11 protein-coding genes are annotated in these 14221 nt (G+C 70.7%); 6 read left to right on the forward strand and 5 right to left on the reverse strand.

The window, feature by feature from the left end; genetic code table 11:
* Nucleotides 1-194 precede the first annotated feature (194 nt).
* The 4 genes from ACCP09_RS32440 to eccCa form a co-directional block, all read right to left on the reverse strand.
* A complete protein-coding gene (locus tag ACCP09_RS32440) occupies nucleotides 195-803 on the reverse strand; it encodes a hypothetical protein (RefSeq protein ID WP_433752555.1) in 609 nt (202 codons plus the stop codon).
* An 86-nt stretch (nucleotides 804-889) separates the two neighbouring features.
* Nucleotides 890-3031, reverse strand: a complete 2142-nt coding sequence (locus ACCP09_RS32445; protein WP_433752557.1) for a hypothetical protein — start codon at nucleotides 3029-3031, stop codon at nucleotides 890-892.
* Nucleotides 3032-3037: 6 nt separating this feature from the next.
* Nucleotides 3038-4111, reverse strand: coding sequence for a hypothetical protein (locus ACCP09_RS32450; RefSeq protein ID WP_123683207.1), 1074 nt, complete (start codon nucleotides 4109-4111; stop codon nucleotides 3038-3040).
* Nucleotides 4112-4233: 122 nt separating this feature from the next.
* A complete protein-coding gene (gene eccCa, locus ACCP09_RS32455) occupies nucleotides 4234-8190 on the reverse strand; it encodes a type VII secretion protein EccCa (RefSeq protein WP_378336985.1) in 3957 nt (1318 codons plus the stop codon).
* Between the two features lie 120 nt (nucleotides 8191-8310).
* Between eccCa and eccD the strand changes: the two genes are divergently transcribed.
* The 4 genes from eccD to ACCP09_RS32475 all read left to right on the forward strand — a co-directional run bounded on the left by eccD (nucleotide 8311) and on the right by ACCP09_RS32475 (nucleotide 11937).
* The gene (gene eccD, locus ACCP09_RS32460; RefSeq protein ID WP_378336987.1) at nucleotides 8311-9711 is read left to right on the forward strand and encodes a type VII secretion integral membrane protein EccD; all 1401 of its coding nucleotides are present in this window, start codon (nucleotides 8311-8313) and stop codon (nucleotides 9709-9711) included.
* A 9-nt stretch (nucleotides 9712-9720) separates the two neighbouring features.
* Nucleotides 9721-11121: a type VII secretion protein EccB gene (gene eccB / locus ACCP09_RS32465; RefSeq protein WP_123683204.1), complete on the forward strand. Its 1401-nt coding sequence runs from the start codon at nucleotides 9721-9723 to the stop codon at nucleotides 11119-11121.
* A 197-nt stretch (nucleotides 11122-11318) separates the two neighbouring features.
* On the forward strand, nucleotides 11319-11621 hold the full coding sequence (locus tag ACCP09_RS32470; RefSeq protein WP_123683203.1) for a hypothetical protein: 303 nt from the start codon (nucleotides 11319-11321) through the stop codon (nucleotides 11619-11621).
* 31 nt (nucleotides 11622-11652) lie between these two features.
* Complete coding sequence (locus ACCP09_RS32475; RefSeq protein WP_231960615.1) at nucleotides 11653-11937, forward strand: WXG100 family type VII secretion target; 285 nt, start codon at nucleotides 11653-11655, stop codon at nucleotides 11935-11937.
* Nucleotides 11938-12039: 102 nt separating this feature from the next.
* On the opposite strand, the gene ACCP09_RS32480 is transcribed toward ACCP09_RS32475, so the two are convergent.
* The gene (locus ACCP09_RS32480; protein WP_378336990.1) at nucleotides 12040-13317 is read right to left on the reverse strand and encodes a S8 family serine peptidase; all 1278 of its coding nucleotides are present in this window, start codon (nucleotides 13315-13317) and stop codon (nucleotides 12040-12042) included.
* Nucleotides 13318-13388: 71 nt separating this feature from the next.
* On the opposite strand from ACCP09_RS32480, the gene ACCP09_RS32485 reads away from it, so the two are divergent.
* Together ACCP09_RS32485 and ACCP09_RS32490 are read left to right on the forward strand one after the other, a co-directional pair.
* Nucleotides 13389-13811, forward strand: coding sequence for a YbaB/EbfC family nucleoid-associated protein (locus tag ACCP09_RS32485; protein ID WP_231960613.1), 423 nt, complete (start codon nucleotides 13389-13391; stop codon nucleotides 13809-13811).
* Complete coding sequence (locus tag ACCP09_RS32490) at nucleotides 13808-14188, forward strand: hypothetical protein (RefSeq protein ID WP_123683199.1); 381 nt, start codon at nucleotides 13808-13810, stop codon at nucleotides 14186-14188. The genes ACCP09_RS32485 and ACCP09_RS32490 overlap by 4 nt, the downstream gene beginning before the upstream one ends.
* Nucleotides 14189-14221 lie beyond the last annotated feature (33 nt).

Raw genomic sequence — 14221 nt, forward strand, 5'->3', positions numbered from 1 at the left:
TGTCAAGGCGGGAAAGCGTGCCTTGACAACCCCGGTCGGCGACTAAAGATCGGCTGTGGATCGGGGGCGGGGGAGGTCTGGTCGGGTGGTCGGTGCTGTTGCGTTGCCGGCTTGCGGCCGGGCCGAACTGCGCGGGCAATGCTGCGCGGCCGCACTCACCCCCAGGAGAGTGCGGCCGCGCAGTTCCGGAAGGTCTACTTGGTCCAGATCAGCGGGGCGTCGCTGTACTCGTCGTCGTCGAACTCGGCTCCGGCGATCTGCGCGCCGTCCTGCGTGGCGGACAGGTCGCAGGCCTCGTACTTGGCGCCCGCCGTCGTGAAGTCCTTCGGGGCGCCGTCGTCGGTGCAGCTGCCCAGCTCGCCGGTGATCACCACGCCGGTCGGTCCGCCGTCGGCCATGGCGAGGCCGAAGTGCGGTGACGAGGCGAAGGCGTGGTCCGCGCCGTCGACGTTCTCCACGGTGTACCGGATGTAGTACGGCGTCAGCCCCTTGGCGCGGTCGCCGTACTGCTGCTCCATCGCGGCCTTGTCACCGGCCTCGACCGCGGTGACGGTGACCGCCGCGGTGCCCTTGTCCCACGAGATGACCGCGCGGTCGCCGACCTTGAGCTTGGTGCCCGGGGCGGTCTTCTCGGCCGCACCGGCGGGCGCCGCCTGCGCCGACGAGCTCGGCGCCGCCGACGACGACGTAGCCGCCGTGGTGGTGACCGGGCTGCTCGGCTCCTCGTCGCCCCCACCACAGGCCGACAGCGCCAGTACAGCGGCGGCGAGAACGGGCATTGCGACGATACGGGTGCTCTTCATGGAGGGGTGCAACTCTCTTTCCGGTGCGTCGGTCCACTTAGGACGTCTTCAGCGTCTGTTGTGGATCCGACGCACCGGAAAGCGGTTCAGTTCCGTCCGTCCAAGGCGGACGGTTCCGCCCTGCGGTAGCCCTGCGGTTCCTGCTGCCCGCCGGTGACGACCGAACCACCCTGCGTCTCGACCTCGAACGCCGTCTGGTCGGTGACCGGAGCCTTCTCGTCCTTGCGGACGACGCGCTTCGCGCGGTCCGCCTGCACGACCGGCTTCGCGTGCCGGTCCGGAGCCGCGACCACGGGCGTGGGCGCCCGCAGCACGTTCGGAACCTCTCCGGACGGCCCGGCGACGTACTCCTGCGCGGAGTACCGCCCGTCGAACACCGACGTCGTGCTCATCGGCAGGTTCGCGACGAACTCCGACTGCTTCCGGCTGCCGCCCTGCGTCTTCCGGCGCTTGCGATCGGCCATCCACTCGCTGAACGTCTTGCCCGGCGCCTTGCGGTGCGGATTGGACAGCACCGGCGGCGCACCGACACCCGGCGGCAGGCCCTCGCGCGTCCCCGTGGGCGCTTCCTTCGCGCTGCCACCGCGGTTGGTGCGCTTCGGATCGTTGTTCAGCACCGGCGCGGTCGACGGCGGCGGCTGGAACGCGGGCGGCTGCTCGGTCAGGTCGCTCATCAGCGGCGCACCGGGACGGCGCCCCGCCTGCACGGCCTGGCTGTTCGGCGACTGCCCGCCGGGCGGCAGCGGCGGCGCCGACCCGGCGTTCGGGCCCATCGCCGAACCCGCGCCCGGCGGCACCGGCGGCGCCGACTGCATGGCCTGGCGGAACTCCGAACTCGCTTCGAGGCTCAGGTGCTCGTCGAAGGGCAGCGAGGTGGTGAACGTGGGCGCGCCGGGCTGGTTGCCGCCCGGCTCCTTCGCCTGCGGCTGCTGCGGCATCTGACCGCCCGGCGGCGGCGTGATCGTGCCCGGTGGATAGAGGCTGTTGCCCTGCTTGAACGACGGTGGGGTACCCGGACCGGCGCCCGGCGTCGGCGTCGACGTGGTGTTGAGGCCGAGCGTCGACGGGACGTTGTTCGGCGCCTTGCCGGAGAACAGGTTGGGCGTGGTGCCGTTGCCACCGAACGAGGGCGCGGCCGGCGCCTTGCCGCCGGTGAACGCGTTCAGCACCGGCGCCGCACCGCCGGCGAGGCCTAGCAGGGCCGGGTTGATGCCGGGTGCGTTCCCCGGCGGCGTGTTCAGCCCGTCGGGCGGGGTCGGCGCGGCCGGCGGCGGACCGGGTGGCGTCGGCGCCACCGGGGCCGGGCCGGGTGTCGGAGTCGGCGTCTCGGTGGCGTTGAACGCCGGGGTGTCCGTGGGTGCGTTCTTCGCGTTGAAGGCAGGAGAATCACCCGGCGGCTTCGGCGCGTTCTGGGGTGCGGTGGGGGCGTTGTCGGGTGCACCCGGAGCGGTCCCAGGGGGAACACCCGGAGACCCGCCCGGCGGCGTGCCGGGCGCACCGGGCGCGTTGAGCTCCGGTGGGCGCGGCATCCCGGTCGCCTCCGGGTGCAGGATCGCGTTGAGGACCTCGAGCTTCGGCCCGTGCGCGGTCTGCAGCTTGTAGATGTAGGGCGCGTACTGGCCGGCGATCTTCTCCGCGAGGTCGCGGGCCTTCTGGTCGTACTCCTCGGTGACCTTGTTGCCCGCCTCGAGCTTGTCCTGCGCGGTTCCCGGCGCAGGGCCGGCCTTCCAGTCCATGGCCGCACCCCGGCTGTGGGTCGCGTTGTCCATCGCGTCTTTCTTCTCGGCCTTGTACTCGTCGTACAGGGCCTGCATCTGGGCCTGCGCCTCGTACATCGTGTTCGACAGGCCGTAGAGCGCGGTGCTGTTGTGCAGCGCGGCGTCCTGCCACTGCCGCAGGTACCCCAGGGTCATGCCGACCTTGCTGAGGAAGACGTCCTTGGCGCCGGGCGACTTCCAGTGGTCGGCCAGCGTCTGCGTCTGCTCGCGCAGGTTGTCCGCCACGGTCTGGATCATCAGCTCGACGTTGCCCCACTGGCGGGCGCGGTCGGCCGTGGTGCCGGGCTGTTCACCCTTCACCACCGCGAGGAAGAGCGATTCGATGCCGTCACCGGAGAAGTCGTAGTTCTTGCAGACCGCGGGGGGCGCGTCCTGCCCGGTGTCGTAGTAGCCCCCGCCGACGCCCGCGCCGATCTTGCTCAGGTCGTACCCGAAGTAGTCGTCGCCCATGCTCGTCTACCCCCCTGTCGCCGCGCGTCGTGCCTGCTCGAGCTCGTCGTAGTTCTGCCGGTAGTCGGCGCCGCTCGGCAGGTCGTGCTGGGTGCTGACCGACCGCTCGTCGGTCTTGACGGGCACCTTCTCCTCGGTGTTGCCGTCGTGGTCGACGTCGTTGACGTCCTTCTGCATCGACTCGCTGTAGTAGTCGCGGGCGTGCGAGCCGTCCTGGAAGTTGTACGTGACGACGTGCTGGCTCGGCGCCGGGCTGTCGGACTTGACCGGTTTCCCGTTCTTGTCGTAGGTCTGCGACGTCGTGACCTGGTGGACGACGTTGGGGTCGGAGTCGACGTCGTGCTTCGTGGTGCGGCGCGTCTCGCCGACCGGGGCGCCGTTGCTGTAGAGCGTGGTGACCGTCGTGTCCTGGCCCTCGCCCTTGGTCGAGGTGATCATGTACTGCCGGACGCCGTTCTTGTCGTCCAGGTACTCGGTGGTCACGCCGCCGTTGGTCTGCACCGTGCGGGTACCGCCGTCCGCGGTGCGGTAGGTCGTGATCGTCATGTTGCCCACGACGATCTGGTTGATCATCGTGTCCTTGCCCGTCTGGGTCACGCCGGTGCCGGGCGGCGGCGTGAGGTCCTTGGCGATGGTGTGCTTGTCGGTCAGCCAGGCCGGCACGTCGCCCGGCTTCTTGGCGCCGTCCATCTGGAAGGCCCACTCGATCGCGTCGACCATCGCCGCGTTGTTGCCGTCCATCTTCTCGAAGACCTCGCCCATGATCAGGGCGACGGACGCGATCGCGGTGACGTTCTTGTACAGGTCGGGGATGAACATCCCCATCTCCTGCGCGTTGCGGTCGGCGAAGGCCTGCATGTCCAGGCCCGGTTCGAACATCGAGGACATCAGCATGTCCTTGCCGCCGGGGCCCTGCAGCGCCGACTGGGCGGACATCGTGTCGCTGCTCAGGTCCTTGCCGACCTGGGCGATGTTCTTGCCGTAGTTGCGGAAGTTCGTCGGGTCCAGCTCGAGCTCGGCTCCGTTGGCAGCCCAGTCCGGGGTGGGAACGGTGCCCGGTTCGTCCGGTATCGGTGCCACGATGTCCCTCCCAAACGTCGTGAAGCGCAGCTCAGGTGGCGGGGGCCCACCGGGGGTAGGGGTCGGCGGACCCCCGCTTCCCTAACCAACCACCTCGAGTCAACCCCGGTGAATCACTTTCCTCAAGCCTGCGGTGGCAGCTCGGCGAGCTGCACCAGCCGGGCACCCCCGCTGCGGGTGATCAGCCAGCCCCGGCCCGCGGGCAGTTTCTGCGGCCGGATGTTGCCCAGCAGCGGACCCTCCTCGCGGTTGCCCGACATCAGGATCCCCGGCGAGGCGAGGTCCCGGATCCGGGCGATGACCGGGTCGAACATCGCCCGCGCGGCACCACCGCTGCGGCGCGTCACCACCAGGTGCAGGCCGATGTCGCGGCCCTGCGTCATGTACTCCAGCAGCGGCGCGAGCGGGTTGTCGTGCGGGTTCGGCGCGACCAGGTCGTAGTCGTCGACCAGGATGAACAGTTCCGGGCCGCTCCACCAGCTGCGCGAGCGGAGTTGCTCCGGGGTGATGTCACCTCCCGGCAGTCGCTTGACCATGGCGTCAACGGTCAGACGCACCATTTCCTGAACGGTTCCGCTGGAGGTCGCATAACCGATCAAGTACTCGTCCGGGATCAGGCCGAGCAGGCTGCGCCGGAAGTCGATCAGGGCGATCTGCGCCTGGTCGGGCGTGTACCGCGCCATCAGGCTGGTGGCCAGCGCGCGCAGGAAGGTGCTCTTGCCGGACTCGACGTCACCGAACAGCACCAGGTGCGGTTCGGCCGCGAAGTCCAGGCTGACCGGCTGCAGGTCGGCCTCGGAGATGCCGATCGGGATGCCGTGCTCGTCCGGGGCGGGCAGCGCGGTGTAGGGCAGCATCGGCGGGAGCAGCCGGACCCGCGGCGCGGGCTCGCCGGGCCAGGCGCTGTTGACCGACGTCACCAGGTGCGCGATGCCCTCGGCCAGCTCGTCCGCGGTCTCCCGGCCGTCGACCCGCGGGACCGCCGACAGGAAGTGCATGCCGTCCGGCGCGAGGCCGCGGCCGGGCGTCTGCTCCGGCACGCCGGCGGCCTGGCGGCGGCCGATCACCGAGTCCACCGGATCGCCAAGGCGCAGTTCGAGCTTGCTGCCGAACATGTCGCGCAGGTTCATGCGCATGTCCATCCAGCGGTTGGCCGCGGCCACCACGTGCACGCCGAAGGCCAGGCCGCGGTTGACCACCTCGGCGACGTCGGCCTCCAGGTCCTCGAACTCGGCCCGCAGCGTGCCCCAGCCGTCCACGACCAGGAACAGGTCGCCGAAGCGGTCCTCCGGGAAGCGGCCCTCGCGCAGCAGCTTGCGGTAGGTCGTCATGCTGTCGATGCCGTGCTCGGCGAAGCGCTGCTCGCGCTCGGCGATCAGCGTGCGCGCCTCGGCCACGCTGCGGCGCACCCGGTCGATCTCCCGCCGGGTCGCGACCCCGCCGACGTGCGCGAGGTCCCGCAGCGCGGCGAGACCGCCACCGCCGAAGTCGAGGCAGAAGAACTGCACCTCGGCCGGGGTGTGGGTGAGGGCGAGGCTCGCCATCACCGCGCGGACGGCGGTGCTCTTGCCGCTGTGCGGGCCACCGACGATCGCGACGTTGCCGCCCGCGCCGGACAGGTCCAGCCAGCACACGTCGCGGCGCTGGTCGGCGGGCCGGTCGATGATGCCGGCGGCGGCGCGCAGCGCCCCGCGGTGCTCCCGGATCCCGGTGGTCAGCCCGCGTACCGGGTCGGTGACCAGCGGCGCGAGCAGCTGGTCCATGGTGGGCGGTTCCTGCAGCGGCGGCAGCCACACCTGGTGCGCCGCCACGCCCTTGCCTTCGAGTCGCTCGACCAGCACGTCCATCAGCGTCTCGCCGAGCTCGTCGGACTCGGCGGGCTTCGGCTGCTCCAGCGGCTTCTCCGCCAGGCGGGGCCGCAGGTACGCCGTCGAGTAGTCCTGCACCGGGTCGATCTGCCGGCCCTCGTCGTCGGTGTGCTGGACCGTGCCGCGCCGGTGCACGCCGGAGACGTAGGCGGCCTTGAACCGGGTCAGCTCGTCGACACCGGTCTTGAGGAAGCCGTTGCCGGGGGAGCGGGGCAGCTGGAACGCGTCCGGCGTGCCGAGCACGACCCGGCTCTCCATCGCGGAGAACGTCCGCAGCGCTATGCGGTAGGACAGGTGCGAGTCCAGCCCGCGCAGCCTGCCCTCCTCCAGCCGCTGCGACGCGAGCAGCAGGTGAACACCGAGCGAACGGCCGACGCGTCCGATCTGGACGAACATGTCGATGAAGTCCGGCCGCGCGGTCAGCAGCTCGGAGAACTCGTCGACCACGATCAGCAGCGCGGGCAGCGGGTCGAGCGGGGCGCCGGCGGTGCGGGCCTTCTCGTAGTCGCGCTGGGAACCGTAGTTGCCCGCCTTGCGCAGCAGCTCCTGCCTGCGCACCAGCTCGCCGCCGATCGCGTCGAGCATGCGGTCCACCAGGTGCAGCTCGTCGGCCAGGTTGGTGATCACCGCGCTGGTGTGCGGCAGCCGGTCGAGCTTGGTGAACGTGGCGCCACCCTTGAAGTCCACCAGCACGAAGTTCAGGATCTCCGAATCGTGCGTGACGGCCAGCGCCAGCACGAGCGTGCGCAACAGCTCGGATTTGCCGGAGCCGGTGGCGCCGACCAGCAGGCCGTGCGGGCCCATGCCGTCCTGTGCGGACTCCTTGAGGTCCAGCTCCATCGGGCGGCCGTCGGCGGTGATGCCGATCGGGACGCGCAGCCGGTCCCGGTTCGACCGCGCCTCCCAGCTCTTCGCGAGGTCGAACTCGTACGGGTCGCCCAGCCCGAGCAGGTCGGTCAGCTCCAGCGAACCGGACAGCGGCTGCTCGCTCGCGGTCAGCGCGGACAACCGCAGCGGCGCGAGGGTGCGCACGAGACCGCGCATCTCCTCGACGTCCAGGCCGTCGGCGGTGCCGATGTTGCCCGCGCCGTCCATGGTGCGGCTGGTGAGGTTGCCTTCGGGCGAGACGTCGAGGACCAGCGTGGCCGAGTCGAGCAGGCGCGGCGGCTCGCCGGAGAGGTCGATGACCGTGACACCCTCGACGCCGCCCTCGATCATCAGGTGCTCGGACCCGCCGGTGTCGCCGCCGTCGACGAACACCACCACGTGCGTGGAGCCCTCGATCGGCTGCGTGCCCGGGTTGAAGCGCGGCCGGTTGGCGAGCACGTCGTCGAGCATGGCCTCCAGAGCGGTGACGCTCGGCGCGACGAGCCGGATCTGGCCGACCGCGTCGGTCTTGGTCGGATGCAGCGCGTGCGGCAGCCACTTGGCCCAGTCCCACAGCTCACGCTCGCGCACGCAGAACGCGGTCAGCACGTCGCCGGGGGCGTGGAAGGTGCCCAGCTGCGCGACCAGCGCCCGCGCCATCGCGCGCTTGCGGTCGTCGTCGCCGGTCAGGTAGATGCGCGAGAACCCGCGCAGCGCGACCGCGACCGGCAGGTCCGGCACCGTCGAATAGGTGGTGACGAACTTCCGCAGCGCCATCGCGCACAGCGGTTCCAGCTCGTCGATCGGTTTGGTCTCCGGCGGCACCAGGGGCGTGGCCAGCTCCTGCGAGCCGAGCCCGATCCGGATGACCGTGAAGTCCCAGTCGCCGGGACGGCGTTCCCACACGCGCGCGCTCTGGGCCGTCGACCACAGCCGCGACGGGTCCGGGTGGCGGTAGAACATCGCCTTGCGCTGCTGGTCGATCGTGTCCCGCACCTGCGCGCGCAGCTGCGAGAGCCGTCGCATGTACCGGCGGCGGTTGGCGATCATCTCCTGCTTGCTCGCGCCCTGCCCGCCCTGGCTGATGATCTGGAACAGGATCATGCCGAGCACCGCGACGCCGTAGAGACCACCGGCGACGTACATCAGCGGACCGGACCGCCCCGCGCCGATCAGCAGGGCCATGCCGCCGGTGCCGGCGAGCATGGGCAGGATCATCAGCACCCGCGACCAGCTCTTGCCCGCGGGCGGCGGGTTCTCCGGTGGCGGGTCGAGCACCACGTCGCCTGATGGCAGGTCAGGCGCGGGCCGCCGGAGTGGCCGCTTGACTATGATCGTTCCCAAGACCGAAAACCTCCCGAGCGCCCGGGTGCGCCAGCATAGAGCTTTCCGCCAGCCTAGTGTCGCGCTTTAATTGATACTCTCCCAGCCGGTCTCGGGGTCCAATTTGGAGGTAGGGGCAGCATGACGTCGGCGATGGGCACGACCCTCGCGAAGGTGAGCATCACGACCCCGAAACGCGGGATCGACGTCGCGCTCCCGGAGAACGTGCCGGTCGCGGAACTGCTGCCCTACATCTTGCGGCACGCGGGCGAGGACGCGCCGGACACCGGCGAGCAGCACGGCGGATGGTCGCTGCGGCGCCCCACCGGCGAACTGCTCGAAGGCAGGCAGACGCTCGCCGCGCAGCAGGTGCGCGACGGCGAGATCCTGCACCTCGTCCCCGGCCCGGTCGACTGGCCCGAGATCGAGTACGACGACCTGGTCGAGGCCATCGCCAGCGGCGCGCGGCGGTACGGCCGCAGCTGGGGCCGCGCGGCCACCCGGCGCGCCGGGCTGGTCGTCGCCGCGGTGCTGTTGTGCGGCGGCAGTCTGGTCTCGCTGTTGTTCGAACCACCGTGGCTGGACGCGGGCCTGATCATGCTGTCCGCCGCGGTGGTCCTGACCGCGCTGGGCATCGTGGTGGCGCGGGCGGTGCCGGACGCGTACGCGGGGGCGGTGTTCGCCGGATCGGCGCTGCCGTACGCCTTCCTCGGCGGGTACCTGCCGACCGCGCCGGACCACCAGGGGCTGTTCTCGTTCGGTTCGGCGCAGTTGCTGCTGGGGGCCATTTCGCTGCTGGTCTTCGGCATCGTGGGCTACCTCGGCGTGGGCGCGATGAGCCGCGTGTTCGTCGCCGCGATCAGCACCGGGTTCCTCGGCGCGCTGGGGGCGCTGTTCGGCGGGTGGATGGACCCGGACGCGGCCGGCGCGCTGGTCCTGACCATCGCGATCGGCCTGCTGCCCGGGTACCCGTGGCTGTCCCTGCGGCTGGGCCGGGTCCCGCTGCCCGCGCTGCCGCAGCGGTCGGCGGACCTGCTCAAGGACGAACCGCATCCGGCCACCCCGGCCGTGTTCGACGCCGCGGCGCGCGCCGACGAACTGCTCACCGGCTTCCTCACCGGCGCCGCGCTGATCAGCGCGTTCTCGTCGATCTTCCTCGCCGCGCACGGCGGTGGCTCGCGGTTGATCATGCTGATCCTCGCGTGCGCGGCGCTGCTGCTGCGGGCCCGGCTGTTCCCGGTGCCGCGCCAGCGGATCCCGCTGCTGGTCGCCGGGCTGTGGGTGTTCGCGCTGCTGGCCGACTGGTGCTTCGGCACCGCGTCCGGCAACGGCGGGATCGGGCTGTTCCTGCTGGCGCTGGTGGTGATCGCGCTGCTGGTCGCGGCCGCCGGGCTGGTCTACAGCCGCAAGAACCCGTCGCCGTGGTTCGGCCGCATCGCGGACATCGTGGACGTCATGGCTATCGTGGCCCTGATCCCGTTCGCGGGATTCATCACCGGATTCTTCGCATACGTCCAGGGCCTGATGGCCTCGATCGGCTGAGGGATAGGCGTGCCCACTCGTCGCGACCAGCTGCAGGCCTACCAGTTCATGATGCAGCGGGTCACCTCCGCGCTCATCGTGCACGAGACCGATCCGGAGCTGACCCCGTTGCGGCGCGGTGTGGGCGCGGTGTTCGCCGGGGTGATGATCGCGGTGCTGGTCGCCGCGGGCTTCGGCGTTTACGGGGTGTTCACCGGAGTCGGTGGCACGTCCTGGAAAACCGACGGCGCGGTGATCATCGAGCGGGAGACCGGCGCGACGTTCGTGTACTCCTCCGGCGAGCTGCAGCCGACCCTGAACTACGCCTCCGCACGGTTGCTGACCAGCGCGGACAAGGCCGGACCGCACCGCGTGGCCGGCAAGGACCTCGCCGGGCTGCCGCGCAAGCCCGCCGTGGGCATCCCCGGCGCGCCGGCCTCGCTGCCGCCCGCGAACCGCGCGACCGCGACGCCGTGGACGATGTGCTCGGTGCTGGGGCAGAACCTGGCCGGCGCACCGCTGACCACGACGACGTTGATGGTCGGGCAGTCGATGCCGGGCGGCGTCCCGCTCGGGCAGCGCGCGATCCTGGCTCGCGACTCCACGGACGGCACCGTCTACCTGGTGTGGAACAACCACCGCTACCGGATCACCGACGCCGCCGTGATCCGCTCGGTGTTCGGCGCTCAAGCCGGCCCCGTCGAAGCGGGCACCGCCTGGCTGAACGGGCTTCCCGTGGGGCAGGACCTCGGCCGCATCGACGTGCCCGGCCAGGGCGCACCGTCCTCTGTACTCAGTGGTTTCCAGGTCGGCGACGTGGTCTACTACCCGCTGTCCCGCGGCGTGCAGTACTACCTGGTCCGGCAGGAGGGACTGGCCCCGCTGACGGAGTTGCAGGTGCGGATCATCTCCGGCCAGTACTCCGTGCAGCCCAAGGAGATCCCCGCCGCGGCCGCGAACGCGGCGCCGACCAGCAACGCGCTGGTGCCGGCCGAGGGCGAGGCGGCCCCGCCGTCGCTGCCGCCGGAGCTGGCCACCGTACCCGACGAGGGCCGCGCCGCCCTGTGCGCGGAGACGCACGACGCCCGCACCGACCCGGTGATCTCGGTCGGCGGTGACCCGAACGCCATGGCCGCGGCCATCACGACCAGCGTGGAGAGCGGCACCGGCACGAAGCTGGCCGACCGCGTGCTGGTCCCGCCGGGCAGCGTCGCGGTGGTGCGGGTGCTGCCGTCGGCCACGGCGACCACGGGTGCGTACACGCTGGTCACCGACACCGGCCTGCGCTACCCGGTGCCCGACGACAAGGTGCTGGGCCAGCTGGGGTATTCCGCGTCCTCGGCGGTCGACATGCCCGCCGCCCTGGTGCAGCGGATCCCCGAGGGCCCGACGCTGAACCCGTCGGCCGCGATGGTGTCGGCCGTCCCGTAGTCGGCCCGCACTTGGCGTCGGTGAAGATCTGACCAAAAGCCTTGACCAGCGGTTTTGGTCCGTGCGAGGGTGGTACGGGGCGACGGGGGGATGTCAGCCGCCGCGCCTACTCTGCTGATAGATGTCCGCACTGTGTTGGTAGTACGTCTCCGACAATGGGGGTGACAGGCGTGGCCCTGAATCTCGATGAAGACCAAGTGACCCGGTTGAACACACTGCTGCGTGACGCCAAGGACCGCGGCGAGGAGCTCTGCCGGAGCATGCAGTCCGACTACGCGAACGTGGTCGGCGCGAACTGGAAGGGCATCGCCTCGATGGCCGCCCTCGGCAAGTCGGACGAGATGCTGCAGTTCTGGAACAGCCAGCTCGCGCCGATCCTGGACAAGCTGATGACCGGCATCGTCGGTACCCAGAACCTGATGGCCGACCACGAAAGCGACGGCCAGAGCAAGATCAACGCCATCACGCCGGGCATGGGCAACTTCAGCCGCCTGGCCTGACTCGTCGACCACACCGGAAAGGGGTAACGGCATGGTTATTCGCTATGACGACATGGTGGGCCAGACCGGGTCGACGAACGTCACCAAGTCGACCGACCTGGCGGACCTGTTCAACGACTTCATGGCCCAGGCCAAGGGAATCCTCGGCACCGACTGGGAGGGCCAGGCCTCGGCCGCCTTCGAGCAGGCGCACGCCGAATGGAACCAGAAGCTGCTGAGCTACTCGGACACGCACAACCAGGTGGGCCAGACGGTCATGCGCACCGCCGAGGAGGCGTTCGCGAAGGACCAGCAGGCGAGGGGCTTCTTCGTCTGACCTCTCTCGTCACCGCCGGTCCCGGAGCGTGTCCGCGCTCCGGGACCGGCTTGTCTCACGCTCGGAAAAGACCAGGGGAGGAACCGGTTGTGCGAGACCAGGTCAGGACCGCTTGGGGCGGTCGCTGAACAGTTCCACCGGCGGCTCGGGACGTTCGTCCTCGGGCCGGTCCTGGGGAACGGGCGCCAGGCCGTTGCGCCAGCCACGGCGACGGCCGAGCGGTCCGAACACGACGATCGCGGTCACCAGCACCACGAGGGCGAAGCCGCCCGCGGCCAGGCCCAGCGCCCATTCGTCGCTGCGGTTCTCGGCGGCCTGCCGCGCCGCGACCTCCGGATCGACGGTGACCGGGGTGAGCGGGGGCAGCGCCACCGGGTTGCCCGCCACGACGTCGTCGGACACCGCCTGGTACGGGTTGACCACGCCGTAGCCGTAGGACGCGCTGCCGGTGCCCTCCGGCGCCGGGGCCGCGGTGGCGTAAAGGCGTTTCGCGATGTCCTGATTGGACAGCTGCGGCCGGTAGGAGCGGACCAGGGCGACGGTGCCCGCGACGTACGCGGCGGCGTATTCGGTGCCGGCCACGGCGCCGAGGCCGCTGTTCGGGTACGTGGTGACAACGTTGGCACCCGGGGCCACCAGGTCGACCGCCTGCGCCCGGGAATCGTCTGCCACCAGCCCGTTCTCGGCGAGCGAGCCGACGCCGATGACGCCGTCGTAGGCGGCGGGGTACGGGACCAGGCCACCGGGTTCGTTCGGGGCGCGTTCGCCGACCGCGGCGACCACCACGATGTTGCGGGACAGCGCGCGCTGCACGGCTCCCCGCAGGGCCGGGCTGTCCTCGTACGTCACGGTCGGCACGGTGATGATCGTGGCGTTGCGGTCGACCGCCCAGTTGATGCCGTTGGCCAGCGTCTGCGGTGCGACGCTCTCCCGCGGTTCGCGGCCCGACGGGTACTGGTCGCCCACGACCTTCGCCGACAGGATCTGCGCACCGGGTGCCATGCCGTGGAATCCCACGACGGTGGTCGGCAACGCGGCGATGATGCCGCTCACACCGGTGCCGGTGCCGAGGCAGTCCGGGCTGCCGCTGGACTGGCCGGTGTCCGGGGGCGCGAACGTCGCCCGTTCGGCCAGACGGCCGGTGAGCTGCGGGTTGTCCGCGGCGCCGGTGCTGACCACGGCGACGCGCTGGCCCGCGCCGGTGCTCAGCGGCCACACCCGATCGGGTGCCAGGAGCTGCTGGGACCACGGAACGGGAACCACGAGGCTCCCGGATACGACACAGTTCTGCTGGGCCTGCGCGGCCGGCGGCGCCACCGTGACGGCGGCGAGGCCGGCGGCCGCGGTGACCAGTGCCGTGCGGAGGCGCTTCGCGTTCACGGCGGCGATGCTAGCGGAGTGACCGGTGATCATGGCAATGTCGCCACTGTGCCGGATGGACGGAGGTAGTCATGAGTTCCCCTTCGGGCCGCGTGAATCCCGCGCTGATCGGCATGCTCGAACAGATCAAGAAGGCCACCGAGGAGCTGCCGAAGGCCAGCCAGCGGATGATGAAGCTGACCGGTGTCGGCTGGTCGCCGGACAAGCTGGTCAAGGTCGTGGTGGGTCCGCGGGGCCAGCTGGCCGACATCGACATCGACCCGCGTGTGTTCCGCAAGCCCGATGCGGCGGCGCTGCAGGCGGCGATCCTGGCCGCGTCGCGGGAAGCCGTCACGGACGTCAACCAGCAGCGCGAGGAGATCATGGCAGGCCAGTTCCCGGCCGACATGGGCTCGCTGCAGCACGAGATGCGCTCCAACGAGAGCGACACCATCGGCAAACTGATGAACCGACTGGACGCCGACATCTACGCGGAAGGGAAGGAAGACCGGTGAGCTACCTGGAGATCAACACCAGCCCGGCGGAGATCCGTTCGCTCGGTGACCAGATCGCGTTGAACGGCAGCGATCTGGCGAACCTGGCGAGCTCGGCCAACGGCGAGCACGATCAGAAGGTCGGCGGCCCGGACATGGCCGTGTTCGGCAATGACGACCTCGGCAAGCAGTTCAAGCCGACCTACCGCGGCACGCCGGGGTCGACCGGGGTGAAGGGGTTCGACGCGACCAACGCCGGGCAGTTCTTCGCGTCGATGAAGCAGATCGGCGACGAGCTGGGCGACCTCGGCGGCGGTCTGCGCTCGGCCGTCGACGGGCAGATGGGCACCGAGCTCGACAACCTCGCCGCCATCAACAAGATCGACCCGCCCGCCTGATCCGCCGCATCCGTCCGTCCGAGAGGTCCGCCA

The sequence above is a fragment of the Amycolatopsis sp. 3B14 genome (assembly GCF_050958625.1).
In the GTDB taxonomy this organism is placed as follows: Bacteria; Actinomycetota; Actinomycetes; order Mycobacteriales; family Pseudonocardiaceae; genus Amycolatopsis_E; species Amycolatopsis_E thermoflava.

Bases quoted from the DNA above. Each gene is read 5' to 3' on its own strand.
- ACCP09_RS32440 (WP_433752555.1), bottom strand. From the start codon at position 803: ATGAAGAGCACCCGTATCGTCGCAATGCCCGTTCTCGCCGCCGCTGTA.
- ACCP09_RS32445 (WP_433752557.1), bottom strand. From the start codon at position 3,031: ATGGGCGACGACTACTTCGGGTACGACCTGAGCAAGATCGGCGCGGGC.
- eccD (WP_378336987.1), top strand. From the start codon at position 8,311: ATGACGTCGGCGATGGGCACGACCCTCGCGAAGGTGAGCATCACGACC.
- ACCP09_RS32475 (WP_231960615.1), top strand. From the start codon at position 11,653: ATGGTTATTCGCTATGACGACATGGTGGGCCAGACCGGGTCGACGAAC.
- ACCP09_RS32485 (WP_231960613.1), top strand. From the start codon at position 13,389: ATGAGTTCCCCTTCGGGCCGCGTGAATCCCGCGCTGATCGGCATGCTC.